Raw genomic sequence first — 26,788 nt, 5'->3', positions numbered from 1 at the left:
AAACCCTCTTATTGTTCTGTCAGGGTGCGCATGCGCACGCCCTGTTCGAGTCGCGCCAACTGCGTGGCGTCGCCAATACCGAAACCGATCTGGGTGACCGCCATCGCGGCAATCGCCGTGGCGGTGCGCAAGGTCTGTTCAGGCGTGTCGGCGCTGAGCAAACCGTGGAGCATGCCGGCCAGTAACGAATCGCCTGCGCCCACCGTGCTGACGACACTGACCTTGGGCGGCGTGGCATGCAGCGCCGAGCCGACACTGAACCAGTTCACCCCGTCGGCACCGTGGGAGATCACCACGTGTTCGATGCCTTGAGCGTGCAGGCGGCTAGCCGCTTGCGCCTGGGCGGCCACCGAAACCACATCGCAGCCCAGCACGTCGGCCAGCTCTTCGGTGTTCGGCTTTATCAACCACGGACCGGCCTGGAGCGCGGCCCGCAACGCTTCGCCGCTGGTGTCCAGCGCCACGTTCAAACCGAGATTTTTCAAACGCACAATCAACGCCTGCAACCATTGCGGGCTGATGCCTTGAGGCAGGCTGCCGGCAACGACGACCGCGTCATGCCCCGGCGCAATCTGGTCGAGGCGATCGAGCAACGCCTGCTGCGCTGCCTCACTCACCAAGGGTCCGGGACCGTTGATGTCGGTGATGCGCCCATCGCTTTCCGCCAGTTTGATGTTGCTGCGAGTCTCACCCGGAACACGGATGAACGCGTCGATAAAACCGCGTTTGGCGAACAGGGTTTCGAACGCTTGAAGGTTGTCCTCCCCGAGGAAACCGCTGACCGTGAGCTGATGCCCGAGGTCCGTCAGCACCTGCGCCACGTTCACGCCTTTACCGGCGGCGTGGGTGTGCATCTCGTCGCTACGGTTGACCTGACCGGGTACAAGAACCGGCAACTGGACGGTGAGGTCCAGCGCCGGGTTGAGGGTCAGGGTTAGGATCTTGGCCATTACAGGGCCTCCACTAATGCGCGCACTTCGTTTGCGCTGCCCACGGCCAGGGCCTGCTGGGCAAGGATTTGGGTCTGGGCCAGGTTGAGTTCGCGAATCCGCGCCTTGACCTCGGCAATGCTGCGACCCGACACACTCAACTCATCCACACCGAGACCGACCAGCACCGGCACCGCCAGCGGATCGGCCGCCAACTCGCCGCACACGCCGACCCACTTGCCGTTGGCATGCGCCGCGCGCACGGTGATGTCGATCAGTTGCAACACCGCCGGATGCAAGCCGTCAGCCTGGGCCGACAAGGTTGGATGACCACGGTCGATGGCCAGGGTGTATTGGGTCAGGTCATTGGTGCCGACGCTGAAGAAGTCGACCTCTTTGGCCAGCACCGGCGCCAGCAATGCAGCCGACGGCACTTCAATCATGATCCCCAGTTGCAGGTCGGCAACCGGAATTTCCAGACGCAGACGTTCGGTCATGTCCCGAGCCTGGCGCCATTCGTCGACGCTGCCGACCATGGGAAACATGATCCGCAGCGGGCGGTTGTCGGCAGCACGCAGCAAGGCACGCAATTGCGCTTCCATGATCTGCGGACGTTGCAGGGTCAGGCGAATGCCGCGCACGCCGAGGAACGGGTTTTCTTCTTTCGCAATCGGCCAGTACGGCAGCGGTTTGTCGCCGCCGACGTCGAGGGTGCGAACGACCAAGGGACGACCGGCCAGGCCATCAAGGACGCGGCGGTATTCGACTTCCTGGGTCGCCTCGTCCGGCGCTTGCGAGTGGGCCATGAAAATCAGTTCGGTGCGCAGCAGGCCAATCCCTTCGGCGCCTTGCTCTACCGCGCTGGTGACACCCGCGCTTTCACCAATATTGGCGAACACTTCGACCGCATGACCGTCGGTGGTCAGCGCCGGTTGATGGCGTTGTTCGGCGGCCGCTTTGAGACGTTGCTCGCGGGTGTCGCGCTCTTCGGTAGCGCGCTGCAAGGTCGCCGCGTCGGCGTCCACGTGCAGGCGGCCGCGTTGACCATCAATCAGTAATGGCGTGCCCGGCGCCAGCAGCAACACGGCCGGGCCGGCACCGACCAGCGCCGGAATCCCCAGGGCTCGGGCGACAATTGCGCTGTGAGCGGTGGCGCCGCCACGGGCGGTGAGAATGCCGGCGACGCGGGCCGGATCAAGGCGGGCGACATCGGACGGACCGACTTCATCCATCACCAGAATGTACGGTTGCTCAGGCTCGCTCGGGGTTTGGACGCCACTCAACTGCGCCAATACCCGACGACCGATATCACGCAAGTCGGCGGCGCGCTCCGCGAGCAAGGCGTCCTGCAGCGACTCCTGTTGTTTGGCCGCCGCTTCAATCACCGCCATCCACGCCGCTTCGGCGCTTTCGCCTTGCTTGAGACGGGTGTCGACTTCATCGGTCAATTCCGGGTCGTCGAGCATTTCCTGGTGAGTGATGAAAATCTCGCGAATGGCCTTGGACTTGCTGCGTTCGATCAGGCCTTCAATGTCGCGACGCACGTCCGCCAACGCCTGTTTGAGGCGCTCTCGCTCGATGGCGGCAGACTCACCCCGCAGCGGGTAATCAATGGTTTGCAGCACTTGAATGTGCGCCGGGCCGATGGCGATGCCCGGTGCGGCGGCAATGGCCTGAACCAGACTGCCGGAGGCTGGCGCGAGGATCACCTCGGCCACATCGGCGATCACTTCGCGCTGTTGACTCACGGCTGGCAGCGGTTCGACTTCTTCACCGAGGCCTTCTTCAATAGCGGCCAACAAGGCGGGCAAGGCATCGGCGGCGATGCTCGGTTCCGCGATGAACTCCAGCACCTGACCGCGACGGGCGCCGAGGCTGAGCAGTTTGCTCAAGCTCTTCACTGACACGGCGCTGTCCTGGCCATCAACGATGCGTACGCGGATTTCGCCTTCAAAACTCTTCGCCAGTTGCGCGAGGATCTTCGCCGGGCGCGCGTGCAACCCGTGGGCGTTGGCCAGCGCGATGCGAGCGCTGGGCCAATCGGCCGGCAGCTCACCGCCCAGGACTTCGAGGACTTTGCGGCTGCTGGTGGCGCGGCCCAATTCATGGCCGCGACCTTCGATCAGCAACGCACAAAGGCGTTCGAGCAATGCCTGATGGGCTTCACCGAGGCTGGCCAGGCAGAACAGGCCACTGAGCGGCTGGCCGAGGTAGCGTATGGGTTTGTCCGGCGTAACGAAGGCCAGACCCGGACGCTTGACCGTTTGCTCACTGTGCAACCACCACAGGCCATCGCCCAGCGGCAGCGCTTCGACTTGTTGCAACACAGCAGAGAAACCGTTGCTCACACAGTCGGCCTGACGCAGCAAACGTGCACCGCGCCAAACCAGTTCCTCGAAATCATCGGCGGATACACCGAGGCCGATCATCTGCGCATCCAGCGCCAGTTCTTGCGGCGCGCCTTGCAACAGTTTCAACAAGGCTTCGGCGGAACTGGCGCGGCGCAGCGCCTGGCCCAGGTCGGTTTCACCGAGGGCACGGGTCAGCAGTTGCAACAGGCGCAGGTGCTCATCGGATTTGGCCGCAATACCAATCGCCAGGTAGACGATCTGGCCGTCGCCCCAATCCACACCCTCGGGGAACTGCATCAGCCGCACGCCGGTGGAAAACACCTGATCGCGGGTTTCCGGCGTACCGTGGGGGATGGCAATACCTTGACCGAGAAAGGTCGAGCCCTGTACTTCGCGCGCCTGCAACCCGGCGAGATAACCGTCGTCCACCAGGCCATCGGCGACCAGATGCTGGGCCAGCAGGTGCAACGCTGCGGACTTATCCACAGCCGACTGGCCCATGGAAATCTGCTCTATGGTGAGCTCGAGCATACTTTCTCCTTTTTGGCGTCTTGTGACGCCAGGTATTGTTTTGAATGATTCAGCTTAGGCTCAATAAGCAAACCTTTTCAGGAGGCAGATTTGGCGGTTTCACGGCAGAACCGACAATGGAGCCTAGAACGTAGAAAATACGCCTGCTGAAACGTTTAATCTAGAATGATTGGCACGTTACTCGATAATGTCTCATCCTTGAAGTCCAATTGTCGGATGCGTTGCGACAATGGTCGTCTGCCTGAATCGGGTAGGATTGGTGAAAATGTCGGACAAGCTCGAAAAAACAAGGAAATCCCGGGTTGAAACTCAGTGATATTGCCCAGTTGGCCGGTGTGTCCGTTACCACCGCCAGCTATGTCATCAATGGCAAGGCAGAACAGCAACGTATCAGCAGTGCCACCGTCGAGCGTGTGCGCGCGGTCGTCGAACAACATGGCTTTACGCCCAATCCCCAGGCTGCCGGGCTGCGCAGTCGGCACACCCGCACCTTGGGTTTCATTCTGCCGGACCTGGAAAACCCCAGTTACGCACGAATCGCCAAACTGCTGGAACAAGGCGCCCGGGCTCGCGGCTATCAGTTGCTGATCGCCAGTTCCGACGATGCGCCGGACAGCGAACGGCAGTTGCTGCAACTGTTCCGGGCTCGACGCTGCGATGCGTTGATCGTTGCCAGTTGCCTGCCGGCCGGCGATGACAGCTATCGCCAATTGCAGGCCAAGGGCACTCCAATCATCGCGATCGACCGGGTCATGGCGCCTGAGCATTTCTGCTCGGTGATCAGCGATGACCGCGAGGCCAGCCTGCAACTGACCCGCAGTCTACTGGACCCGCTGCCCAAGCAGATCGCACTGATCGGCGCACGCCCCGAACTGAGCATCAGCCAGGAACGGGCGGCGGGTTTCAAAGAGGCTTTGGAGGGGTTCAATGGCGAGGCGCTGATCGAGCACGGCGAGTCGTTCAGCCGTGAGTGCGGCAAGCAGTTGATGAACGAATTGCTACAGCGTCTGGGCCATTTGCCGGATGCGCTGGTGACCACGTCCTACGTGCTGCTGCAGGGCGTATTCGATGCGTTGCACGATTTCCCGCTCAAAACCCGTCCGCTGCGCCTCGGCACGTTCGGCGACACGCAGTTGCTGGATTTCCTGCCGCTGCCGGTCAATGCCATGGCCCAGCAGCATCAGCTCATCGCCGATAAAGCCCTGGAACTGGCCCTGGCTGCCATCGAGCAATCAGATTACCAACCCGGCGTGCAGGCCATCGCGCGGACCTTCAAGCAGCGTATTCGCCAGGACTGAACCGTGGAGCTGATTGACAGCCACACTCATCTGGATTTTCCGGTCTTCGACGCCGATCGCTCGGCGCTGCTGGCCGAGAGCCGCGCCCTCTGCGTGCGGCGGATGGTGGTGCTGGGGGTTTATCAGGGCAATTGGCAGCGGGTCTGGGATCTGGTGCAAAGCGATCCCGACCTGCATGCGGCATTCGGTTTGCACCCGGTGTATCTGGATGATCATCGCCCTGAAGACCTGATGGAACTCGGCGACTGGCTGACTCGGCTGGCCGGCCATCGGCAACTGTGTGCGGTGGGCGAAATCGGTCTGGATTACTTCATCGAAACCCTCGATCGCGAGCGCCAGCAGGCGTTGTTCGATGCGCAGCTGCAACTGGCGGAGGACTTCAATCTGCCAGCGCTGGTTCATGTGCGACGCAGCCATGCGGCGGTGATTGCCGCGCTTAAACGGTTCAAGTTGAAACGCGCGGGGATCATCCACGCCTTCGCCGGCAGCAAGGAAGAGGCTCGTGAGTACATCAAGCTTGGTTTCAAGCTTGGTTTGGGCGGTGCTGCGACTTGGCCGCAGGCGCTGCGCATGCATCGCGTACTTGCTGAACTGCCGCTTGAATCGGTAGTGCTGGAAACCGACTCCCCGGACATGGCGCCCGTCATGTTTCCCGGTCAACGCAACAGTCCGGCTCACTTGCCGGCGATCTGCTCCGCATTGGCCGGGATCATGGCGATCACGCCCGAGCAATTGGCCGCTGCCAGCACGGCCAATGCCTGTGAGCTGTTCAACTGGCGTTGATCACACCCGAAACGCGCTGATCAGCTGTTTGAGCTCCACCACCTGAGCCGACAACGCACGACTGGCATCCTCGGTCTGATGCGCCCCTTCGGCGGTGCGTTCACCCGCGCGGTTGATCTCGACAATATTCTGGTCAATGTCGTGAGCCACAGCAGTCTGTTGCTCCACCGCCGCGGCGATTTGCTGGTTCTGATCGACGATCATGCCGACGGCGCCGAGGATGTTCTCCAGCGCTTGCTGAACCTTCTCCGACTGCCCCACGGTACCGTTGGCCATCTGATGACTGGTACCCATGGCCTTCACCGCAGCGCCGACACCGCTGTGCAGCTTGGCGATCATTTGCTCGATTTCTTCGGTCGATTGCTGGGTACGTTTGGCCAGGGTCCGGACCTCATCCGCCACCACCGCAAAACCACGCCCCTGCTCACCGGCCCGAGCGGCTTCGATGGCCGCGTTGAGCGCCAGCAGGTTGGTTTGCTCGGCGATGCTTTTGATGACTTCCAGCACGCGGCTGATGGACTGGCTGTCACTCGCCAGTTGATTGATCACCAGCACCGACTGATCGATCTCAGTGGCAAGGGCTGCGATGCTGCCCTGCTGAGACTGCACCAGACCGCGACCGCTGATGGTCTCGTCATTGACGCTATGGGCACTGCTGACCGCTGCCGCGGCACTGCGTGCAACTTCAAGCGAGGTGGCCGACATCTGGTTCATGGCCGTCGCGACCTGCTCGATCTGCGTGCGCTGCCCCGCCACGGCCTGGTTGCTCTGGGCGGAGACGTTCTGCACCTGCCCGGCTTGGCGCTCGACCTCGCCGACGGTCTGCCCCACTCGCTCGATCAGGTCATGGATTTTCTTCACGGTGCCGTTGAACACCTCACCCAACTCGCCCAATTCATCGCGGCTGTTAGCGCTGAAGGTCTGCGTCATGTCACCCGCCGCCACCTTGTCCATCACTGCGCCAAGACGCTTGAGGGTGGTGCGGGTCGAGGCGTAGAAGCCGCCGTAAAGGTAAAAAATCAACACAAACACCACCGACAACGCAACCGCCTGCAAGACCATGTGGGTGCGGTTCTGCTCCAGTCGCTGTTGTAACTGGGTGCCGAGAAAGCTCAGGGTGGCTTCATTAAGTTGGTAGGTCTGGTCCATCAAGCCCGTGACCTGGTCGTAAAAGCCCTGCCAAGGCGTATCGAGCGTGTCGGCCATCACAACCTGCTCTTCGAACAGTTCACTGGCCTTTTTCAACGACGCCTTGCTGCTATCGGCCTGAGCAGCCAGGATTTCCCGTGCCGCTTTGCTGGAACCGAGCGCGTCCTGCAACTTCAGCGCATATTCGGCCTGCAGTTTTTCGATCTGCACTAGCAACTCATCAAAACGGGTACTCGATGCCGAGTTGAGAAAGCCCTGCCCCAGCGAAAAAGAACCCATCGCCCGGCCTTCGCCCAGAAGCTGGGTAACGGGCGGGGTGACATTGGTAATGAGTTCGCTCAGCTGGCGCATGTCGCTCTGAGTGTCGCGGCTGAGGCCGGCCTGACTGGCGATGATCTGACTGAAAATCTGCGCATTGCCGAGCAACTTGCCGATCATCCCACTTTTACTTTGCAGGGAGCTTTCTGCTTGTTGGGCCTTGAACGCGGCGATCATTTCATCGCGTTTACCCTCGAAAACGATGATCTGCTCGGGGTCAGTGGTCATCGCCGTCAGCCCTTGCAAACGGGTCAGCACACTTTGCTCCAGGGTACTGATCTGCGACTCGACATTGCCGGCCTTGCCGGACTGACCGAGGGTGACGTTGATCTGTACCAGGTTGTTCAGGGTTTCCAGATCGCGCCGTAACGTCAGGCTGCTACCCAGCAGGTCGAGGCTTTGCAGTTCGACGCGGGTGCCCTGGAATTCTCGATAAGAATCGCGCACCAGATAGAAGTTGGTCACCAGCATCGGCACAAGGAACAGCACGCTGATCAGGCTGAACTTCATGCCAAAGCTCAGGCGGTTCATCAGCGCGACAGCGGGATAGAGCAAGCTCTTCACTGGAGATCTCCCTTTGATTTCTTATTTTTATTGGCAGGCGCGGATCGAAAGCAGATAGCCACTATTCGGCGCTAGCTCTGTATAGCTTAAATCGGCGGGAGGTTTTGTAACTTAAGGTTAACGGGGGGTGCACTCGGTCATAGCAGCTGCCGAAGGCTGCGTCCGGCTGCGCAGCAGTCGTAAATCCTGATCACGCGGTGAGTCAGCCAAACCGCGGTGACTGAGTTGGCGACTGCTGCGCAGCCGGACGCAGCCTTCGGCAGCTGCAGGGTCAGTGTGCTTACGGAAGGACGGTCCACAACGCAAAACCGGCGTACCAGAGCACCGCCGCGCGCAGCAGCAGTTCCCAGATCCGGTCGAGGCTGTTGATGCCGTCAGGCCCGACCACCGGCGCTGGAATTTCACCGGCCACCAGCCCGACCTTCTCGATCAATTGGGCAGCGCTGATGTTCCAGTTCAGCAGCTCGTGCACCATCACCCGGCCGACGGCGACAAAGTTACCGACCAGCGCAAAACTTGCCGCCAGCAGACGCACCGGCACCCAGTCGAACGCATGACGCAGTTGTGCGGCGCGCTCGACCACGGCAGGGTTCTGCCCGTGTTCTTCGGCCAGGGCCAGCAGTCGATAGCTCAGGGCAGCGACCGGACCCAACAGGAAGTACCAGAAAATCACCGCGAAAAAGCTCTGATAGGCCTCCCACAGCAGATGCCCTTCGACCCGTTCCAGCAGTTGTTCGCCGCTATCGGCGCAGATACCCAGGTCGCGGTCCGCTACATGAGCGGCAGCTTGCAGGTCTTCCCGGCGCCAGGCATCGCGAAACGGCCCAAGACCGGCCAGCAGATCGCCGCGGCCCAAACTGTAAATCACCACCAGCAGGTGCACCGGCAACGCCAGCAGACCGTAAGCCACCGGGTCCAGCACGAGCAGCAGCAAACCCAGCAGTGCCACTGGCAACAACACCAGTATCACCAAGATCAGCCACGGACTTTTCGCCAGACGCGGACTGACCTCAAGCTTGTTCAGCTCGCGGACCCAACCGCCATCGCGCTGAACCCGATGACGCAGGGCCGAGAACTTCTCGATCCAGACCGCCAACAGCAACACCAGAAAACTCATTGTTGTTCCTCTTTTGCCAGGGCAGCGCGATAGCGTGCCCAGTCGAACGCGGGCCCCGGATCGGTTTTACGCCCGGGTGCGATGTCGCTATGCCCGCAGATGCGCTGTGCGGTGATGGCCGTGAAGGCGCTTTGCAGCTGCCGGGTCAGGGTCGTCAATGTTTGATACTGAGCGTCGGTGAACGGCAGATCATCCGTGCCCTCAAGTTCGATGCCCAGGGAAAAATCGTTACAGGTTTCCCGCCCTTCGAAACTCGAAACGCCAGCATGCCAGGCACGCTCAAGACAAGAGACAAACTGAGTGACTGTGCCGTCACGTTCGATCAGAAAGTGCGCAGACACACGCAGATCGGCGATCCCTTCAAAGTAGGGATGCTCCGTGACATCCAGACAATTCTGGAAAAATTCCTGCACCTTGCCGGTGGCGAATTGCGCTGGCGGCAAACTGATGTTGTGGATCACCAGCAGGGAAATTTCGCCCGTGGGGCGCGCATTGAAGTTGGGCGAGGGGCATAAACGCACACCCTGACACCAACCGCTCGCGGGGTCCAACTGCATACAGGCTCCTTCAACGACGACTGTGATGGCGCCCAGTATGCCGTGATAGACCCTCGGGGCGCGATCACTTGCCGCGATTGAGGCGCCGCAGGTTACCGATCACCGACTCCAGCGCCCGGTCGAACAGCAACGTGTCGTCCAGCGCTCGCACCGCGCCACGATGGAATTCCAACGCCAGACCGGTGCGACTGCGCTCCAACACTTTCATTCCGGTGCGGCTGACGAAAATGTACTTGCCGGTGGCTTCAATGATCGCCGCCAGCTTGCAGCGAAGGGTGTTTTCCTCGTCTTCCTGAAACTCGACCCAGCACCCCAACCGCAGCTGATCGACCTGAAGCAGACCGGCATCGTTCTCCGGCACACGCACTGACGCCGTATCGACCGGCCCTTCGTCGGCGGTTCGCAGGACGACTTCCTGCAGCACTTCGACCATTACCGGCGTATCGACAGACTGTTCAAGCTTTTGCCCTCGACGTTCGAACAGATGAACGTGCAAGGCTTCCAGCTCACTGAAGAACTCGCTGGTGGCGAACGGATCGAATGCCGAACTGCTCAGCCCGTCTCGCAACGACTTGAGCAACCCCGGCACCAGCGCCAACAAGCGCAGGCTCGCATCGGGCTCGTCATGGCGTTGTACGCTCCAGATCAATTGCTCCATGGTCTGCACATCGGCGTGCCACTCGGCCGACTGATCGCCGTGCTTGAGGCACGTCAGCAGCAACACTGTGCTCCAGGCTTCCTGGACAAACACCACCACCCGTTGCGGCAATATTTTGCCCAACAGGGCCTGATTCAGCACCTGTTCGACGCACTGGCGGGCCAGTTCAGTCCTGGCGCGGCCTTCTTCGGCATCACGGGTTCGTTGCTCCAGCAGCTCACTGCGACGGCGCTCGTCGCTGGTGAAGGCGAGAAAATCCGCCAGCAATTCGGAAAAGACCGCCGGGTCATCGACAAAATCGTTCAGCAACCGTTGCACCACTTGCTCGATGCGCAGATACAGACTGTCGCGCTCATGGTCATCGCACTCGCCCCAGCCCATGGCTGCGGTCGCGATTTCGTTGAGCAGGCGCCGGGCCGGGTGGCTGCTGCGGCTGAAGAAGCTCTTGTCGAGCACCGCCACTTTCAGCATCGGGATCTGCAAACGGCCAATCAGCGCCTTGAGCGAATCCGGCAGGTTGCGGTCATCGAGGATGCATTCGAAGAGCATCGCGATCAGGTTGATCACGTCTTCGTCAGCCACCCCGACCACGCGTGACTTGCCACTTTTAACGCTGACCCGGGTCAGCAGTTGTTCGAGCTGGTTTCGCAGATCGAAGTCGTCCTGGGCTGCCGGTGCCGGCACGTATTGCTGCAAGTGCGAGAGCAGGCGCAGCAGGTCGCGGGTGGAAATCGGCTGTGTCTGAGCACTGGCTTCAAGCGTCGGCGCGACACTGCCCCGCACGTGAAACAGCAATTGCTGCAATGCGGCGAAGACTTCCTGCACGCTGTCGTCGACCGGCGGGGTACCGGCGCGGGTGCTGGCCGACGCGGATTCAACACCGACGTTGGCAGCCGCACGATCCACGGCCCGACGTGCAGGAGCAGGTTTGAGGTCGGGCAGAACACCGGTGGCAATCAGCAACTGATTGGCTTCGGCGTAGAGCTGATTGGCGTCCCTGAGCACGTAACGTTCGAACAGTTTGAGGATGATCAGCTTGACCTTGATCTCCACCCCCAGGCTGCGCCCGGCCTGCAAAAAGTACTCGCAGAGCATCGCCGGCCCCATGGGATTGTGTTGATCGAGCAGCTCCCTGCCCAGCAGGGCGCTGAGTCGGGCAGTCAGTTGGTCCAGCGCGAAGCCGCCGCGGTTCAGCACTTTGTTGACCATCGCTTCCACTGCCACGCTGCGCTCCATGTCGTCATTGGACAGCGCCGCCGCGGCGTCGAAGGCCAGCGCCTGGGAGAAGGCAGACTGGGTGGTGTCGTACTGTGTGAGGCGAACAAAAGCCTCGACGAATTGTTCGAGAAAGCCGCGTTCGATGTTTTTTCGCTTGAGGCGCAAGTCGCGCATGGCTTCGAAGAAGAGACTCTGATCGACGTCATTGCGGGCCCGGTCGGCCATTTCGAACAGCGTGTCGTCGGCGTTATCGAACAGTTCCTGCAATCCATGCCTGAGCTGTTGAGCGGCCTTGTCGCGAACCTGAAGCAGAATCACAGGCAGGCGGGCGAGCGGCGAGTGAGTCGCCTGGTCGGTAGTCACCTTGTGCAAAGGCACTACATTCCCGTCGTTGTGCATTCAGGCCTCCTGAAACGGTGAGTCTTCGAATGGTCGACAATTCAAATCCACGTCAAAGCCATGACGTCAAAAGCAAGGCGGATTATCTTGCAAAAGATGTCCCCTGTACCAGCAGACTCTGCGTTTCCCATTGAAATAGACGCTTATGGAAGGCGTTGACTTAGTGCCGATTGCCCAAGCGAATCGACCAAATGCAGGTTTCACAGCGATGGGAAAGCGTCTGATGCCTTGGGTTGCCCAGCGCCATGGCCCTATAATCGGGCCACTTTGTTTGTGGAGTCCGTTATGCCGAATCTACGTCTCGCCGATTTGACCGCCGAAATCGAAGCCAACGTGCGCCGTGCGTTGCTCGAAGACATCGGCAGCGGCGACATCACCGCACAGCTGATCCCGGCCGAACGCCTGGCCAAAGCCACCATCATTACCCGCGACGCTGCCGTCATCTGCGGCACAGCCTGGGTTGAAGCAGTGTTTCGGCAGCTGGACCCACGTGTTGCGGTGCACTGGCAGGTGCGTGATGGCGAGCGGGTGAAACCCAATCAGGCGCTGTTCCACCTCGAAGGCCCGGCGCGCTCGCTGCTGACGGGCGAACGCAGTGCACTGAACTTCCTGCAATTGCTTTCTGGCGTGGCCACACGCGCGCAGTACTTGGCGGATTACGTTGCCGAGACTCAGGTGAAGTTGCTCGACACCCGTAAAACCTTGCCGGGGCTGCGTCTGGCGCAGAAGTACGCCGTGACCTGCGGCGGTTGCCACAACCACCGCATCGGTCTGTACGACGCGTTCCTGATCAAGGAAAACCATATTGCAGCCTGCGGCGGCATCCCGGAGGCCATCAAAGCCGCGCACAAGATTGCCCCGGGCAAACCGGTGGAGATCGAAGTGGAAAGCCTGGAGGAGCTGAAGGAAGCCCTGGCAGCCGGTGCCGACATCATCATGCTCGACGAGTTGAGCCTGGATGACATGCGCGAAGCCGTGCGTCTGAACGCAGGCAAGGCGAAACTGGAGGCCAGCGGCGGTATCAACGAAAGTACGCTGCTACCGATCGCCGAAACCGGTGTGGATTACATCTCGATTGGTGCAATGACCAAGGATGTGAAGGCTGTCGATCTGTCGATGCGTCTGAGTCTTTGATTGAAAAATGTGGGAGCGAGCTTGCTCGCGAAGAGGGCGTATCAGTCGACGTAATTGTCGCCTGACTCATCGCTTTCGCGAGCAAGCTCGCTCCCACAGGTCAGACCACCAGATTATTCATCTCGCAGTACTCTTCCCACTCGACGCCCAACACCTCGGCAGCCTCCTTGTGCAGGACAAGGCGCGCAGCCTCGAACTCTTCGGGGGGCGAGGTGTACTTGAGCGTCAGCTCCCACGGCTGCAAGCCCTGAGACTCTGCCTCATCCTCGAACGCCCACTGGATCTGATCTTTCTGATCATCGGCTGGCAAGTCCTTGATCTCTTCGGCTAGCTGGGGCGAATCCAGCAAGTACTTTTTCAGCGCTTCTTCGTGTCTGGCTTCTTGGGTCAATTCTTTAACGGTCATGGCGTTCTCTTTGATCTGGGGAATGGAAGATGGATCTGGATCATCAAGGATCTCTCTGACGCAAAAAACCGTTGGAAAACCCGGCTTATCTGGCCTTCAGAACCATTCGGGATCATCTGAAAACAACGTGTCGCTCGTGCCCGAGACAGGAATCGAACCAATCGACCCAAATCCCGTATAAACGGAGAACCTTAAAGCTACAACAATCAAAAAGGTACTCATTAAGGAACTCAGTAAAAACCGAAGCTAGCGTCGGCATCTAACTACGGTGACGTCTCAGCTTAGCCCAAGCGCTGCGCTTGAGCCACTGCTCGGAAAGCCTAGATAATGTGGAGAAAACCATTCTCACTAACCATTGACGACGCAGCGTGCCAGTGAGATTACGGACCTGTTGCCGCACCGGTGATGCCCTCTAGGCTGTGCAACCTATGGCTGATCACGACATCGAGATTCGCCTCGGCGCCCAAGCATAAGGCTGATCCTAGACGCGTCGAAAGCCCGTTTCTGGCTGACTCCAGCCCCTCGTGTCAGGCAGGGAGCAGCGAGGAGACACATGCTCTTCCTGTTTTAGAGGTTATCCAGCATCAGGCTAGCGATATTGCCCATAGATTCTATTGCAAACCGTGCCTGGCTAGGTGTGACGCTATCAAGCCACGGCCGACCATGCCCAGTCCCCTCTTTATTGCGAAGCGCGTTGAGTGCACACCCCAGCTCATAGGCTGATCTCTCCACGCGTTTTTTCGCAGGCTCCCCTTTCTGCACCGGATCCGTCGGGGTTGCCAAGTTCAACGCGGTAAACGCCTGTCCCAGCAGTGTTGGAAAGTTAGAGTGGGTCGGATAGTTGCCCCACTTTTCAACCAATACATGGGCAGCAGTAGCCTCCAAAAGATCTTTAGCTGTACCTGCCAACAGCGGGCTGTCCAATGCACCCCGCCGAGCCCTATTCGCATAGGACTCAAGAGCGACTGTGAGCTGTCGCCCTCCCATTGCCTCAAGGACTCGGGGCGCCAGATTGCCGTCTGATGACAGGTCCCATCCATGGTTGGCAATCGCAGCAATAAGATTTGTTACGGCCTCTGACCCACAGTAATTGGCGGATTGAGGTCTAAAACCACCGTAACCCTGCACTGTAGAGATCAGCGCCTGGACGAACGCTTCGCCTCCTTGTTGGTTGTTGGCTAGCGCCCAACCCAGCGCCCCGCGGATGCGCTTCGCTTTACCCATAGGCCTGCCCCCAGGGCCAGGTTTATCGCCTGCCGTCATATTAGCTTGAGCAAACAACACATCGAGGTCGTAGTGGGTAGGTTCGCGCTTATCCAACTGAGAGTCGTCTATCAATCGTGCTAAAGCCACAATAACTGTATCAGTGAGCGGTGGATTGTTAGCCATTTCCCTGTACTTCCTTTTCTGTGGACATGGTTGACGTACGGCTGGGTGACTGGGGTGACGCAGATTATAGCCGGGGGATTTTAACTGTGAGCTGTCAGGCAGATTCGTTTGTGAAAATACGGTTTCCGCCAGATTCTAACTTGCCTACAGGTAGCTAACGGTCGATTGGGGCCTTTCGCGACGTGAAGGAATCGGCCAGAGTCAGCCACTGACATGTCTATACATTTCGGAGCACTCAGTTCGCTGGGCTGCACACGTCGAAGGCGGAAGCTCCCGCTAACGACAAATCTAGGACTTTTAAGTATGCTCAGTCAGGTGCTTGATTATGATGATGGAATGATAGGGAGACGTTGAAAATGTCCGGTTATTGCTTTTACGCTCCTGATGCTCAGGACCTGGTAGAACTAGCGGGAATCAAGGAGATAATCGAAAGTTTTGCTGAGTCGAATAAGAGGCAGACATATGTGCTCCGCAAACCATTATCAAAGGACGATGCACAGTATGACTATGATGAAGCCGTAGCGATTTTCTCCTCAGGAATGAAACCGTGCTTCATTAATATTGGTGCCGATGATGAATCATTTGAGGACTATGTTGAGTTTTTTGTTGAAGATATTGCGTACCTCTCGGAAAAGTTTAAGTATCGAGAAAAAATCGGTCGTAAACGACACTGGCTTCCATTGTTTGAGCAATGCAACGCTGCGGGTCTTGACTTCGAAAATTTAGAAATAGACACCCCTGCCGAAAGGCGACTGGTTGACCTTATAACCTCACTAGTTGTTGGAAGCATTAACGACGTCTCCAAAATAAATTTGGAGGCAAGCGGCCTTTTAGACACAATCAAGTCCAAAATCATCTTATTTGACACAGATCAGACCAGCTTCGTATTCCGATCCGGCGCGGCGAAGAAATTCGTGATCCAAGGGCTTGCAGGCTCAGGAAAAACAGAGCTTTTACTTCATAAAATGAAGGAAATCTATTCGCGGGATTTTGAAGCTAGAATTGCTTTTACTTGCTTCAATAAAATCTTAGCTTCATCAATGAAGAGCCGTATTCCTAATTTCTTTGATTTCATGCGCGTTGAGCGTCAAATCGACTGGAGCAATAAATTATTTTGTTTCCACTCTTGGGGTAGCGGAAAAGAGCCGTACTCCGGAATGTATCGCTATATCTGCCACTACTACGGGATACCTTTTCAAAGCTTGCAGGCTGGAAGCTTCGACCAAGTCTGCCGAACAGCTATTGTCGCGATAAGACAGCTATCTGGTGAAAGAAAATTTGCGTTTGATTATGCGTTTGTGGATGAGAGTCAAGACTTCGCAAGCAGCTTTATTGAACTTTGCGAGTTAGTTACGGAAAAAAAGGTTTTCGTTGCTGGGGATGTGTTCCAAAACATATTTAGGCCAATCGATGAAGGCGTAAACCGTGCGGACATGGTGCTAAAAAAATGCTACCGCACAGACCCAAAAAATCTTATGTTTTCGCATGCCTTAGGGATGGGTTTATTTGAAAGCCCTGTCCTCAGGTGGCTTCAGCCACATGAATGGGATGCGTGCGGATATATATACAACGAGCAAAATGGAAGAGCGTTGATCTCCCGTGACCCGCTACGTCGTTTCGAGGATATACCCGCAGACTTTAAAAGCACCACCGTTCACCAGTTTACTGACGGGCTATCTATAGCTAAAAATTTAGTGCAAGTAGTAAAAGATATTCGGCGCCGACATCCAACCGTTGAGCAGGGAGATATAGCAGTAATACTATTAGATACAGCCAGCTATATTTATGACGTTATTGCTCAGTTGAAACCACTGATCGCTGAAGAGATGGGTTGGGGTGTGAACGTTTCATTTGAAACCAAGCGAAGCGATCCGGACAAAATTTTTGTTTCGAACATCAATAATGCAAAAGGCTTAGAATTCCCATTCGTGATTTGCTTTTCCTTGAACTTGCATCGACATCCTTCATTTCGAAATGCTTTGTACACGATGATGGCCCGATCTTTCTTGGAGAGCCACTTAATACTTGGAAAGAACGTAGACCAAGACGTCTTGAATAATGTCAATCAAGGGCTAGATTTTTTATCCAAAAATTCATGCATGAATATTCGAGTACCATCCCCACTTGAAATTCAACAAAGAGAGTTTATCGTCCTTGATGAACTCCCATCAATAGAAGAAATAGTACGCGCATTTTGCACGGAGAAAGAGACCAGTCCAAGCCCTCGCCTAATAGCAAAACTTATCGACAGGATGAGTTCAATTGTAGGGGAAACGGATTATGACCAAGAGTACCTTGAGGCATTATTGAACGCTGAATATCAAAGGAACAGAATGATATGAGCGCATTCTTCTTCAAGGGCATTCCTGATTACTATATGAATAAGTTCTGTGCTGTACGCGACACTTTAGACAACTTAAAGAACGTACTTCAATTAGCAGAACTTATTAATTCGTGCGGCCACTGTCGAGTAGCCGCCCATACTCAAGACTTTGATTTGGCGATATTTTCTGGCGAGTACTGCCGGGCTCTTATTAGAAAAAGTGATGGTTTTTTTTCAATGACCATTCCTTTTCAAATTATTGACGACGGGGATAATATATACTTCAATTATGACTCACTGAAAGAAGAAGTAAGCGGCCGATTTATATCAATCTTAAAGAACGCAATCCTTACCTCTAAGGGCGGATCTCATTCGCATGAAGAGATAATTTGCTCGATAGTTGATAGTTTTGGCTTAGACGTCAATGAAGCTATTCCCTACTATGATGCATTTGCAGCGCTCCTAACTGATGATCACGGCTATTTTAGATTCGATGATGACGAGCCTAATGCGAACGGCGACATACACCCAAGATACCACTTCGATTTCTTCTTCAAGAATACCTCATCCATAAAAATCGGGTCTGACGCTCCTGTCGGCATTCAGTGCTTCTATTCATTATTTGATGGCGGGCTTCCTAAGCACTATCTCAGAACCTAGGCATCTCCACAAAAAGAGCCATGGACATTTTTAAAAGTCGAGAGCTACGTGGCCGCTTTTTGGAGCTATCGTATGCCTCGACAAAGTTACTGCAAGGGGGGGGATAGTCCGGCTTAATAATCGTCAGAAACTCTCGACACTATAACATCCCATATTGCGCTTTTTTCAAACAACTGTTCAAAGCAAATTCCCTGCAAAATATTGACCGGAAGCAGCATGGATCGGACATGCGCTGTTGCTAAAAGCTGTTCTCTGCTCCAGGTCTTGTCGCTTTATTCCTAAGTTATGCGACACGCGTCATGGACCTTGATCTTCTAGCTCTGAGCTGTCGCATAAGTATGTCGCAAATGGCAATTTACCTGCGACAAGTTATGCGACAGGTGCGAGATGCAAGCCTCAGGACAACTCATTGGATACGCCAGGGTTTCGACGCAAGCTCAGGACCTGGAGCAGCAGCGACTTGCCCTAGGACAAAGCGGATGTAAGCGGATTTTCGAAGAAAAGGTCAGTGGGGCTAATCGAGACCGTCCGGAGCTGAGTCGACTGCTTGATCATCTGCGGCCAGGCGATGTTCTGATCGTAACCAGGTTGGATCGCTTGGCTCGGTCAACAACGGACCTGCTCCATATTGCAGAGCGACTCAAAGGCATAGACGCGGGCCTGCGCTCTATAGCAGAGCCTTGGGCCGATACCACCTCACCAGCTGGCCGCATGGTGTTAACGATCTTCGCGGGGATAGCTGACTTTGAGCGGTCGCTGATTGGTGAGCGCACCAGCGCCGGGAGAGCAGCTGCCAAAGCTCGCGGCGTTCGGTTTGGGCCTAAACCGGTATTAACACCGGAACAGGTCAGCCATGCGCGGCAACTGATTGCCGAAGAGCAACGGCCAGTGGCAGAGGCTGCCCGCCTCTTGGGGGTTCATAGAGCGACCCTGTATAGAGCGCTGTCCAAGTAGTGAGCGCCGTCCGTGGTTTAGATTGATTTGACGACAACCGGCGAGTGTCCTTGGGCATTCGCCGATCACAAGGCAGGTTGTTGCTACTAGGGTGTCACGGGTTACCGGCCATCTGACGGGCGTAATGACGGTCACTGAGATCCTTCTTAGGATCAGCCTTGGCCCAACGCTCCGACTTCGAACAGTCCATGCAGGTCAGTATCGTTCTGTCGGCGCTGAGGGTGTACAGGTGAGCTTTGGGGGCATCGCCGATCTTCAAGCCAGTGTCGGTGACCTCGAACCTGGGAACCTCGTGCCCCAGACGATAATCCATGTTCTCAAAGTTGAACGACCAGCTTTTGATCTGGCTTTTGCGCCAGATGGTCATAATGGTCAACGGGTCTTTTTTCGTGGTGCGTTGATAGACCCAATCGCCTTCATAAGGTGTCAGCTTCGGGGCTTCTGCATCACGTCGACCTTGCTCCAGGGCTTCCTGCTGAATTTTTTCCAGCTCGGCATTCATTGCTTCCTCATCCTTGCGAGCCTGATCCTTCAGCAGCTGCTGTACGTCATATGGCCCTTTAGGGTCATATTCCCAAACCAGATCGTCCTTCTTCAGGCCTATTACCTTGCAGTTAAGACAGTCAAGGCTTTGCTCATCGACGTTACGCCTCATGGCCAGGCGTGCAGAGCCGTTTACATCATCAAGAAGAAGTTTTTCATCTTTTACCGAAACCTTCAGTTTAGCGAGAGGCTTGATATGGCCTTTCCCATCGTCCCCAAAGATTTCTGCTTCATCGCCATGAACATTGAGAACCATTGTCCTCTGAATATTTGAGTCTTTAAACCGATAAGCCCCTGTGAAGTCTTCGCCACCACAGGCAGCAAGGCCTGAACCGGCAACAGCAACTGCCACTAACTTGAAAAAAGTGCGCATAACATCCTTTCGTTCTGTTGATGACGCTGTTTCCTAGCGCCCTGTGAGTGGATAGATGGGAGTAGCAGCCAAAAGTAAACCGTCTAAGTGTGTCATTTTGCCATCATTACCTTCCCCCTACCATTGAGCTCGCCAACAAACAATTCAGCGCGAAATGGATCCTGCCGCAGCGGCACTGGCATCCAGTACAGCCGCAGCACCGATCCATCACTCGCAACGATCACAGGCCGCGTCGAGGATGCCGACCAGACCAGCTCCGGACAGAGAAAACTGACGAGCATTAGCTCATCTAGATCAGCGCTCATCATGGTCTGCCCCCTCCCGATGCTCCAGCCACGCCGCCCAGACCCACAAAACGTTGCCCAGTACCGCCAGCGCAACAATGCCCCACAGCGGCAACCAGCGATTTGAACCGACCCAGAACCCCAGTCCACCGAAGAAAAGCGTCATCCACAGTCGCTTCATCTCACACCTCAGATTTCGTTCGCGCGACGGACGTTAATCCAACCTTCCAGTGTGTCAGCGCCGGCCGTGTAAAAATCGTCGTTTCCCCTAATGGGAATTGAGAGTTTCGAGAGGGGATACCAGGGAAGGGCAGCGGCACCAGAAAGAAAGTAATGGGCGTCACTGTGAATAGTGGTGATTTCTCAGTGGTATTTGTGTGATTACCAGTGGCTCGCAGGACTTTCCCAGCGCAGCACAGTGGGCTGACTGCATGTCCATTGTGATCCCCAGCGTAACCCAGTGGCTGCACAGAGATTTCAAGCAACTTTTAAAAGGAATGACTGAGAACTTGGGTGATTTCTCAGTGGTATTTGTAGGATTGTTGAAGACTTACTGAGTTTTTACGAAGAATAAAAATTGTAATGAGTGCCCATGGAGAGAATGGAAAGTCAGCCGTTATGATCAGTGAGGGCAAGAGGCTCACCGGCCGAGTGAGCTGGTGATGCTGAGGATGTCGGAAATCGACACACAGCATCACATGCCTATCCCTCATGATCAGAAACCAACGCACTCAATTGGATAGATGGGCCTGCGCTGCGGTGTGCCTAACCAAGCGCATCCCCCCGCCGCACCAGCTCACTCGACCGGTGAGCCTCCTGCCCTAAAACATCACTGCTTCGGTGGAACCTTCTTTGGTGGAATCAGAGCCGAGCGACGCGTTCCAATCGATCTATCTGTAGTGGGGGTCGTGGGCCAATACGCCCTTGCCACGCTACCGGAAGCATTGGGATCTCGCGCCGGACGAGCGTGTGGTGCCGAGCTAGATCCTGTAGGGCTTGGCGGGATCGGTCGTGGTGGAGTCACACCACCAGAACCACCACCAGGACTTCTCCCCTTGCCACCAGCAGCGCCTAAAGCACCTAGCCGGCTAATCGCCATAACAGTTCCCGCAGCACGTGTAACAAACCCACCGACACCACTGGCCGTGGCCATAGCCCCTGTCAGGCTGCCAGCCAGGCCGCCCACCGAAACGCCAGTCAGACTCGATGCAATCCAGGTCGTAATAGCCAGCAGAATGGCTGCAATCGCGCCCATAAACCCACGTACCGCATCAAAATCAGCACCTGATCCAGACCAACCACTAGCCGCGGCAGCCTGGCCGATGGCGACAGCGGCCATGACGAGGGATACAGCTACAATTAGTGCGTGCGCAAACAGCATCGCGATCACGGGAAAAAATAAGAGGGAGAGCCAGCTGATCAATACTCCAACGCCACGCAACGGAGCCAGCAACAGCGCCAACGGCGCAGCGAGTAATACGATCCAGAACAGCCATGCTGACAACAGCACGTATCCCGGCAGCAGGGTTTGAAGATCTAGCCAGCCAGACCAATCCTTGAACATTTGAACACTGGCAAGAATGCCAGCTCCGACTTCGGCGCCATCCGGCGAAAGGCCGGTGGTTTTCTCCAGTGATCGCGTCATGAAACGCTGCCAGGCCACGGCCGTGCTCACGGCGCCCACCTCAGCACTTACCCGCTGGCCACCTGCGATTGTTCCCCCAGCTTCTTTTAAGGCTAGGTAGGCCTGCTCAGCCCCCAACTGAGCAATTTTGTAGGCCTCTAGGCAACTGGTTGGTTGGAACATCATTGCATTATCATCAGCCCCGATAACCTGTGACTTCTGACCTGGAATCAACGTTATGGGTAGATACGAGGGTGTTGAATCCGGCTGCCCGGCGAATAGCGCTTGCCAATGGACTTTGGTCGGCAGTGCGTAACGGTCTCCCATAAAAGGCCCAGCGCTGCCCAATGCTGCTATTCCTGCCTCACGGCGCGATTGAACCGAACCAAGGTCTACCGCTTTCTCAATCCCTTTCCGGGCGGCACCTCCCCCCAGAAGGTAGTTGAGCCACCCGCCGTTTTCTTCAGCCGACCCGGTCATATAGGTCGTGATGCCGCCGCCCGCCGCCTTAGCTTGAGCAATCAGACTAATTTGCTCATCAGGAATCCCCAACCCGCCGCCGCCGAGCAGGCCGACAGCATGCATTGCCTCAATTCTCGTCGCATGCTCAGCCCCTCCCAGTTCGGCCCGACTCGGTGCACAGCTGGTGTTGTAGTCGTGTATCAATCGGGCCAAATCGGTGCCTTGATAGATCTGCGCGCCCCTCGCTGCAATGTCATCAACTGCCGCCTGTGCCGGCACAATCGATCCCGCAATTGTGTGTTCGCTGAGGACGCCATCCAGAGCAGACCTGTACATGCGATGCACGGCCATAGCCACTTTCAGGGTCGTTGCCTGCGCATCAATTAATGTAACCGAGACCCCGCTGGGCAACTGAACGGTCGCTGGTTTCATCCCTAAAAGCATGACAAAAAAAATGACCACGCCTCCCGCCAGGCCACGAGCCAGCCCGCCGTCGGCCACCCTCAACATAATCATGACCAGCCATATGATTCCCACGCTGAAGACCAGTGTTGAACTGCTGTTGTTAAGGGCGGTGAAAATCGGCTGGGTGGCTGCGAGCATCGTCATGCCTACATCTTCCCAAAGCGCAAATATCCAGCTGAACCCCGCGTACCCCTCCGGGGTTGCAGAGGCGCTCATGCGGAACGCCTCATCAGCCACCAACGCACAGCCAGAACTAGCCTCAACCCCCATAAACCGATCCACAGTACGCACAATGTGAAACCGATGAGTATCAGGTACTGGGCGAATGGAGCGACCAACACATCGCCGGTTCGCTGCACCAGATCGTACTGTTCCAGGACGCGTTTTCCATACACGCCAGGCATTAAAAACATCGCCACGATGTGGAAAAACCCAAGCACAGGCCCAAGTACGATGCCGGCCCAACCGGCCCATTTGGTGATCGCCGGCATACGCTCGTATGCCGCGTCCAAAACTCCTGCGATTTTTTGCCGTTTCGACATTCGCCATCTCCCTCATTTGTGTTGGCTTTAGCCAGCCTAAAGGGGGAGCCCCTAGCATCTCCACTCAAGTCACTGCACTTTCTATGCTGGTCAAATTTATCGGTACAAGCCCGCTACGTAACGCGCCTAACCGGCGCTTTACATAGCGGGCTTCCATAACTTTCCTCAATTTGACGCACAAATTAATGCGCAGGCAGATTTTTTTGCTAACCCCCTTCTCATAAACCTAAACTAGCCGGGCTTTAACCGCCCTGCCCGGCTGCTCCCCCCCCGTGTGATTCATGGGAGGGGCAATGGCAGAGAGGCCCTGCCCGCGTCATCGCTGGCAGAGCTTCATAGGCCTCGCGCTACGTCATCGAGCATGAAGCCATGGCCCCGACTACGCGTCGGGAACATCAACGATCAACAGAGGAGAAACAACAACCTAACCAGGTCGGCCAGACCAACAATGGCAACCGCACCTGAGCGGCCAATCAGGAACCAGCTCGGAGAATCCGAGTAGGCGTGATCAGTCCCCGCCTGCACTTCAGTGCAAAGGGGGGCGAACAGGCACAATGACCCATCCTCGGATGGTGTGTCGCTGAACCGCTACGGCGGTCAGACGTTCTTACAGATGAACTACTAGGCAATAACCCATGAGCGATTTCGATGCGGAGGCCGTCGCTGAACGCCTCAAGGCCAAGTCTCGGATGCGACGAAAAATCCGCACCTATGCCCAGCGGCAGTCGGTACTGGATGAGCATACCTTCGAGCTGCTGAAGCTCGATGTAGCTGGATGCAATGCCATTCAACTGCAAGATTGGCTCTCCGAGCGAGGTGTTGCCGTCAACACCTCGACTATCTACCGCTGGCTATACCGGAACCGCGAGAGCAAGTAGCCATGGCCAAATTTGCCAAACCGGCGACGCAGGCAGCGTCCGTGATGAAGAAGCTGCAGGGCAGCCATATCAGATCGGTAGGGACTGTACGGAACTACGAGGACCGACTGAAACAGGTCACGAAGCACCTCCAGGAAAACCGGCTCGGCAGCCTGCGGGATATGACTCCAACTCGCGCCTTGGACTACCTCCGGCAGCGTGCCGGAGTCGTTGGCCAGAAAACGCTGGACATGGAACGCCAAGCCCTCCAGGTCATGATGCAGCAAGTCACTCATCAGCTCCCACCAGGTCAAACCCTGGAGGTCATCAAGAGCACCGCACCGACAGCCCGCAAAGGGAAGGCAGGCCAGCCGACATTAGGTCGCCGACTGGCCGATCAGTCGAGGGCATACGCCCGTGAGCAAATGACCCTGATCGCCACCCGCCAGTCTCCCCACAATGCGCTCGCCACGGAAATTGCCCATGCCGCAGGCCTGCGCGCCCATGAGTTGTTAGGCCTGCGCAGAACGCACCACCAGGCGCCCGATGAACGCCCCGTGCATGAGATGAAATTTTTCGGCATCCGCGAAACAACCATCAGCTACACCGTCCATGGCAAAGGCGGACTCACCCGCGAGGTGCGCATTCCGATTCCACTGGCCAGACGCCTGGAGGCAACACGTCTGGCAGAGCCGCGTAACGTCAAAGATCGAAATATCGACTATCAGCAGTTCTACGGAATTGGGGGCGGTCAGCCCTGGAGCAAAAGTGTTAGCGCCGCTTCCAAAGCGGCTCTCGGCTGGTCAAACGGCGCGCACGGGCTACGCCACACCTATGCCCAAGAGCGCATGGCCACGCTACAACGCCACCTCCCCCGAAAGCAGGCCCTAGAGGTGGTTTCCCAGGAGATGGGGCATTTCCGCCCTGAAATTACCGAGGTCTACCTACGTTGAACCTAAACGACCCCAGCTGGATAAGCAGCAGCTTGCTGTTTGTGATCGGCGTGCTCCTGATTGTGGCAATTGTGCTGGCACTGCTGTTAATCGAGAGCAAAAAGGCGCGAGCAGAGGTCGCGGCAACCCTCGATGCCAGCGTGGCTCGTCAGAACGCCCTAAGCCAGGAGCACCGCGCCGAAATTGAAGAAATCAATAAACAGAATCTGGTCAAAATGGCTGCGGTATCCAAGGATCATCATTACGAGATGGAGAATCTAAGGGCCATTCTCTCCATCGCTGACCAGGATCTCCACGAGGCTCTGAAGGCCGCCTCTAAGGCTACACAGTAAGACATACACATGCAGCGCCAGATCGACCATGCCAACGCGTTGATGGCTTCTTGTGCGGCTGGCAACGATCTACGTGCTAACGCTGTGCAGTGAGCCCTTCAATCCGAGCACACCACAGTCAAAAATCAGCCTCTGAACCGTTGCCAGGTGAGCATCTGGCGAGGCATACGTTTTAATCTGTTTTTGAAAGATTTAAAAGATTTAGCCCGACGAAATCAAATAAAGGCCAATAATTTCAATCACTTGGCATAGCTTCATGTGTGCAATATACGGAATCTGGTGTGCAATGTACGGGAGCTGGTGTGCAATGTACGGGAGCTGGTGTGCAATATACGGGTTATCCACAGGTCGGCCCTGCGTTCCTTCGCGTCATAATTAACTGAGGCCCGGACAGGCCAACCTCTTCGTATAAATGATATTCGGGTAGATTATCAGACATAATAAGACGCCGTAGGATGCGGCAAAATCCCTTGAAACAGGTCGACCCGCTTCGCTCATATATTGTTTTAAAACCCCACTTAGCGCTGCTATTTCCTGCTGCACGCCGAGCTAAACGATAGACGAAGCGAGCGATACCTGAATCAATTAAGAAGTAGTCTTGATTAACAGTAAGAACCGCAGCACCATGACTATCGATCACTTGTTTATAGATCCAACTCGGCGCCTCAATTTCAACTCGATCTATTCGACCGCTGATAGTTACAGAAAGCACGCGATACCCACTAATTAGACTCTCACTTTTTACCTCGCGCGTAACGCTTTTTGAATTTCGCGAGGGGCGATGGAGCACGCTCTTGATCGTTGTTCCTTTCAAACGATCTAATGCTGATTCGATATTTTTCGACTGATTGCCACCATCGCCGCTCTGACAAAATTTCAGAATATCTGAGACGTGCGGCGTAAAAAGACGGCTCGGCATTGCACCTCGACCTCTTTTATAGAGATTCATCGACTCGGTTAAATGCGAAATCAGCATCAGTACAATGTCGTAGTCCCAGATCGAAGCCATACCATCTGGCCCGGCTTTCACTTCAATATATCCATCTGCCAAATCATAGCGTATGACTTCACCAGCACGACTTTCCCGTTTGGATATGCGAAACAGCGCGACATCCATAAAATGACGACTGTCTTTTGTCGAGAGGCCATCTGCCGAAACAAAAAAATCAGCTAACTCCGCCTCCTCCGTCACAGCCTTGTTTATGCTAGTTCCACGAAGCCTAGCCGTAGCTTCTTCCCAGGATTCGCCTGGACGCGCCTCAGCTTGGATACGCTGCCTAAAGGACGACAAGTTGAATCACCCCTGCGACGCATTAATTTTTTCAGCGATCCAAGCGTTCACACGCTCAGCAGGCCATGCCACAGAATTCGCGCCGAGCGAAATCCCAGCAGGGAACTCGCCCGCCCGAATCAGGCGATATATCTGGGATTTGCTCAGCCCCACCAGGGCACAGACACTAGGAAGGCGAAGCAGTAGAGGTGAGACAGATTGACTAGCCATTTGGACGGGTCTCCTTAGAACCGGATTGGATGGCTAGGGATTTAATGGCACCTCAAGCAAGCAGTCGTGGCAATTGCCAATTTTTCAGGGAAATGCCAGAAATTTTCACACCTT

The 26,788-nt window shown here is 56.2% G+C and carries 24 protein-coding genes; 9 read left to right on the top strand and 15 right to left on the bottom strand.

Going from position 1 to position 26,788, the window contains the following annotated elements; all coding sequences use genetic code 11:
• Positions 1–8: 8 nt before the first annotated feature.
• On the bottom strand, positions 9–950 hold the full coding sequence (gene pfkB / locus ACYZT7_RS05270) for a 1-phosphofructokinase (RefSeq protein WP_462040223.1): 942 nt from the start codon (positions 948–950) through the stop codon (positions 9–11).
• Complete coding sequence (gene ptsP, locus ACYZT7_RS05265; protein WP_462040222.1) at positions 950–3,811, bottom strand: phosphoenolpyruvate--protein phosphotransferase; 2,862 nt, start codon at positions 3,809–3,811, stop codon at positions 950–952. The genes pfkB and ptsP overlap by 1 nt, the downstream gene beginning before the upstream one ends.
• Positions 3,812–4,113: 302 nt before the next feature.
• Between ptsP and cra the strand changes: the two genes are divergently transcribed.
• Both cra and ACYZT7_RS05255 read left to right on the top strand, forming a co-directional pair.
• The gene (cra, locus tag ACYZT7_RS05260) at positions 4,114–5,109 is read left to right on the top strand and encodes a catabolite repressor/activator (RefSeq protein ID WP_462040221.1); all 996 of its coding nucleotides are present in this window, start codon (positions 4,114–4,116) and stop codon (positions 5,107–5,109) included.
• Between the two features lie 3 nt (positions 5,110–5,112).
• Positions 5,113–5,892: a TatD family hydrolase gene (locus ACYZT7_RS05255; protein WP_462040220.1), complete on the top strand. Its 780-nt coding sequence runs from the start codon at positions 5,113–5,115 to the stop codon at positions 5,890–5,892.
• Here ACYZT7_RS05255 and ACYZT7_RS05250 read toward each other — a convergent pair whose 3' ends face one another.
• The 4 genes from ACYZT7_RS05250 to ACYZT7_RS05235 all read right to left on the bottom strand — a co-directional run bounded on the left by ACYZT7_RS05250 (position 5,893) and on the right by ACYZT7_RS05235 (position 11,872).
• On the bottom strand, positions 5,893–7,923 hold the full coding sequence (locus ACYZT7_RS05250) for a methyl-accepting chemotaxis protein (RefSeq protein ID WP_462040219.1): 2,031 nt from the start codon (positions 7,921–7,923) through the stop codon (positions 5,893–5,895).
• A gap of 280 nt (positions 7,924–8,203) precedes the next feature.
• Complete coding sequence (gene ampE / locus ACYZT7_RS05245) at positions 8,204–9,040, bottom strand: regulatory signaling modulator protein AmpE (RefSeq protein ID WP_461976915.1); 837 nt, start codon at positions 9,038–9,040, stop codon at positions 8,204–8,206.
• Positions 9,037–9,597: a 1,6-anhydro-N-acetylmuramyl-L-alanine amidase AmpD gene (ampD, locus tag ACYZT7_RS05240; protein ID WP_462040218.1), complete on the bottom strand. Its 561-nt coding sequence runs from the start codon at positions 9,595–9,597 to the stop codon at positions 9,037–9,039. The genes ampE and ampD overlap by 4 nt, the downstream gene beginning before the upstream one ends.
• 64 nt (positions 9,598–9,661) lie before the next feature.
• Positions 9,662–11,872: a DUF1631 domain-containing protein gene (locus tag ACYZT7_RS05235; protein WP_462040217.1), complete on the bottom strand. Its 2,211-nt coding sequence runs from the start codon at positions 11,870–11,872 to the stop codon at positions 9,662–9,664.
• A 285-nt stretch (positions 11,873–12,157) separates the two neighbouring features.
• Between ACYZT7_RS05235 and nadC the strand changes: the two genes are divergently transcribed.
• Entirely contained in the window at positions 12,158–13,006 is an 849-nt protein-coding gene (nadC, locus tag ACYZT7_RS05230) for a carboxylating nicotinate-nucleotide diphosphorylase (RefSeq protein WP_462040216.1), read from the top strand.
• A 100-nt stretch (positions 13,007–13,106) separates the two neighbouring features.
• Here the strand turns inward: nadC and ACYZT7_RS05225 are convergent, their stop codons facing one another.
• Together ACYZT7_RS05225 and ACYZT7_RS05220 are read right to left on the bottom strand one after the other, a co-directional pair.
• Positions 13,107–13,412, bottom strand: coding sequence for a DUF6388 family protein (locus ACYZT7_RS05225; protein WP_462040215.1), 306 nt, complete (start codon positions 13,410–13,412; stop codon positions 13,107–13,109).
• A gap of 567 nt (positions 13,413–13,979) precedes the next feature.
• The gene (locus ACYZT7_RS05220) at positions 13,980–14,801 is read right to left on the bottom strand and encodes an abortive infection family protein (RefSeq protein ID WP_462040214.1); all 822 of its coding nucleotides are present in this window, start codon (positions 14,799–14,801) and stop codon (positions 13,980–13,982) included.
• A gap of 356 nt (positions 14,802–15,157) precedes the next feature.
• Here ACYZT7_RS05220 and ACYZT7_RS05215 point away from each other — a divergent pair, with 356 nt between their 5' ends.
• From ACYZT7_RS05215 to ACYZT7_RS05205, 3 genes are all read left to right on the top strand, one after another.
• On the top strand, positions 15,158–17,143 hold the full coding sequence (locus ACYZT7_RS05215; RefSeq protein WP_462040213.1) for a DEAD/DEAH box helicase: 1,986 nt from the start codon (positions 15,158–15,160) through the stop codon (positions 17,141–17,143).
• The gene (locus ACYZT7_RS05210; protein WP_462040212.1) at positions 17,140–17,784 is read left to right on the top strand and encodes a hypothetical protein; all 645 of its coding nucleotides are present in this window, start codon (positions 17,140–17,142) and stop codon (positions 17,782–17,784) included. Before ACYZT7_RS05215 ends, ACYZT7_RS05210 begins: the two co-directional genes overlap by 4 nt.
• Before the next feature lie 387 nt (positions 17,785–18,171).
• Complete coding sequence (locus ACYZT7_RS05205; RefSeq protein ID WP_462040211.1) at positions 18,172–18,738, top strand: recombinase family protein; 567 nt, start codon at positions 18,172–18,174, stop codon at positions 18,736–18,738.
• 94 nt (positions 18,739–18,832) lie between these two features.
• Here ACYZT7_RS05205 and ACYZT7_RS05200 read toward each other — a convergent pair whose 3' ends face one another.
• From ACYZT7_RS05200 to ACYZT7_RS05180, 5 genes are all read right to left on the bottom strand, one after another.
• Positions 18,833–19,654, bottom strand: coding sequence for a hypothetical protein (locus tag ACYZT7_RS05200; RefSeq protein ID WP_462040210.1), 822 nt, complete (start codon positions 19,652–19,654; stop codon positions 18,833–18,835).
• A 92-nt stretch (positions 19,655–19,746) separates the two neighbouring features.
• A complete protein-coding gene (locus ACYZT7_RS05195) occupies positions 19,747–19,962 on the bottom strand; it encodes a hypothetical protein (protein WP_462040209.1) in 216 nt (71 codons plus the stop codon).
• Positions 19,949–20,119, bottom strand: coding sequence for a hypothetical protein (locus tag ACYZT7_RS05190; protein WP_462040208.1), 171 nt, complete (start codon positions 20,117–20,119; stop codon positions 19,949–19,951). The genes ACYZT7_RS05195 and ACYZT7_RS05190 overlap by 14 nt, the downstream gene beginning before the upstream one ends.
• Positions 20,120–20,767: 648 nt before the next feature.
• Complete coding sequence (locus ACYZT7_RS05185) at positions 20,768–22,705, bottom strand: hypothetical protein (RefSeq protein WP_462040207.1); 1,938 nt, start codon at positions 22,703–22,705, stop codon at positions 20,768–20,770.
• The gene (locus tag ACYZT7_RS05180) at positions 22,702–23,031 is read right to left on the bottom strand and encodes a hypothetical protein (RefSeq protein ID WP_462040206.1); all 330 of its coding nucleotides are present in this window, start codon (positions 23,029–23,031) and stop codon (positions 22,702–22,704) included. Before ACYZT7_RS05180 ends, ACYZT7_RS05185 begins: the two co-directional genes overlap by 4 nt.
• A 635-nt stretch (positions 23,032–23,666) precedes the next feature.
• On the opposite strand from ACYZT7_RS05180, the gene ACYZT7_RS05175 reads away from it, so the two are divergent.
• From ACYZT7_RS05175 to ACYZT7_RS05165, 3 genes are read left to right on the top strand one after another with little or no spacing between them, the layout of a single operon-like run.
• Positions 23,667–23,909, top strand: a complete 243-nt coding sequence (locus tag ACYZT7_RS05175; RefSeq protein ID WP_131060772.1) for a hypothetical protein — start codon at positions 23,667–23,669, stop codon at positions 23,907–23,909.
• A gap of 2 nt (positions 23,910–23,911) precedes the next feature.
• A complete protein-coding gene (locus ACYZT7_RS05170; RefSeq protein WP_462040205.1) occupies positions 23,912–24,841 on the top strand; it encodes a site-specific integrase in 930 nt (309 codons plus the stop codon).
• Between the two features lie 32 nt (positions 24,842–24,873).
• Complete coding sequence (locus tag ACYZT7_RS05165; RefSeq protein ID WP_462040204.1) at positions 24,874–25,173, top strand: hypothetical protein; 300 nt, start codon at positions 24,874–24,876, stop codon at positions 25,171–25,173.
• 337 nt (positions 25,174–25,510) lie between these two features.
• Here the strand turns inward: ACYZT7_RS05165 and ACYZT7_RS05160 are convergent, their stop codons facing one another.
• Positions 25,511–26,464, bottom strand: coding sequence for a replication initiator protein A (locus ACYZT7_RS05160; RefSeq protein WP_462040203.1), 954 nt, complete (start codon positions 26,462–26,464; stop codon positions 25,511–25,513).
• A gap of 6 nt (positions 26,465–26,470) precedes the next feature.
• A complete protein-coding gene (locus ACYZT7_RS05155; RefSeq protein WP_169881232.1) occupies positions 26,471–26,674 on the bottom strand; it encodes a helix-turn-helix transcriptional regulator in 204 nt (67 codons plus the stop codon).
• Between the last annotated feature and the right edge of the window lie 114 nt (positions 26,675–26,788).

The organism is Pseudomonas sp. RT4P38, assembly GCF_054897765.1.
Note: the sequence above shows the minus strand (reverse complement) of the source record. Positions and strands in the feature narration are given on the sequence as shown.

Bases quoted from the DNA above. Each gene is read 5' to 3' on its own strand.
- pfkB (WP_462040223.1), bottom strand. From the start codon at position 950: ATGGCCAAGATCCTAACCCTGACCCTCAACCCGGCGCTGGACCTCACC.
- ptsP (WP_462040222.1), bottom strand. From the start codon at position 3,811: ATGCTCGAGCTCACCATAGAGCAGATTTCCATGGGCCAGTCGGCTGTG.
- ampE (WP_461976915.1), bottom strand. From the start codon at position 9,040: ATGAGTTTTCTGGTGTTGCTGTTGGCGGTCTGGATCGAGAAGTTCTCG.
- ampD (WP_462040218.1), bottom strand. From the start codon at position 9,597: ATGCAGTTGGACCCCGCGAGCGGTTGGTGTCAGGGTGTGCGTTTATGC.
- ACYZT7_RS05235 (WP_462040217.1), bottom strand. From the start codon at position 11,872: ATGCACAACGACGGGAATGTAGTGCCTTTGCACAAGGTGACTACCGAC.
- nadC (WP_462040216.1), top strand. From the start codon at position 12,158: ATGCCGAATCTACGTCTCGCCGATTTGACCGCCGAAATCGAAGCCAAC.
- ACYZT7_RS05225 (WP_462040215.1), bottom strand. From the start codon at position 13,412: ATGACCGTTAAAGAATTGACCCAAGAAGCCAGACACGAAGAAGCGCTG.
- ACYZT7_RS05220 (WP_462040214.1), bottom strand. From the start codon at position 14,801: ATGGCTAACAATCCACCGCTCACTGATACAGTTATTGTGGCTTTAGCA.
- ACYZT7_RS05215 (WP_462040213.1), top strand. From the start codon at position 15,158: ATGTCCGGTTATTGCTTTTACGCTCCTGATGCTCAGGACCTGGTAGAA.
- ACYZT7_RS05210 (WP_462040212.1), top strand. From the start codon at position 17,140: ATGAGCGCATTCTTCTTCAAGGGCATTCCTGATTACTATATGAATAAG.
- ACYZT7_RS05205 (WP_462040211.1), top strand. From the start codon at position 18,172: ATGCAAGCCTCAGGACAACTCATTGGATACGCCAGGGTTTCGACGCAA.
- ACYZT7_RS05200 (WP_462040210.1), bottom strand. From the start codon at position 19,654: ATGCGCACTTTTTTCAAGTTAGTGGCAGTTGCTGTTGCCGGTTCAGGC.
- ACYZT7_RS05195 (WP_462040209.1), bottom strand. From the start codon at position 19,962: ATGATGAGCGCTGATCTAGATGAGCTAATGCTCGTCAGTTTTCTCTGT.
- ACYZT7_RS05190 (WP_462040208.1), bottom strand. From the start codon at position 20,119: ATGAAGCGACTGTGGATGACGCTTTTCTTCGGTGGACTGGGGTTCTGG.
- ACYZT7_RS05185 (WP_462040207.1), bottom strand. From the start codon at position 22,705: ATGAGCGCCTCTGCAACCCCGGAGGGGTACGCGGGGTTCAGCTGGATA.
- ACYZT7_RS05180 (WP_462040206.1), bottom strand. From the start codon at position 23,031: ATGTCGAAACGGCAAAAAATCGCAGGAGTTTTGGACGCGGCATACGAG.
- ACYZT7_RS05175 (WP_131060772.1), top strand. From the start codon at position 23,667: ATGAGCGATTTCGATGCGGAGGCCGTCGCTGAACGCCTCAAGGCCAAG.
- ACYZT7_RS05170 (WP_462040205.1), top strand. From the start codon at position 23,912: ATGGCCAAATTTGCCAAACCGGCGACGCAGGCAGCGTCCGTGATGAAG.
- ACYZT7_RS05155 (WP_169881232.1), bottom strand. From the start codon at position 26,674: ATGGCTAGTCAATCTGTCTCACCTCTACTGCTTCGCCTTCCTAGTGTC.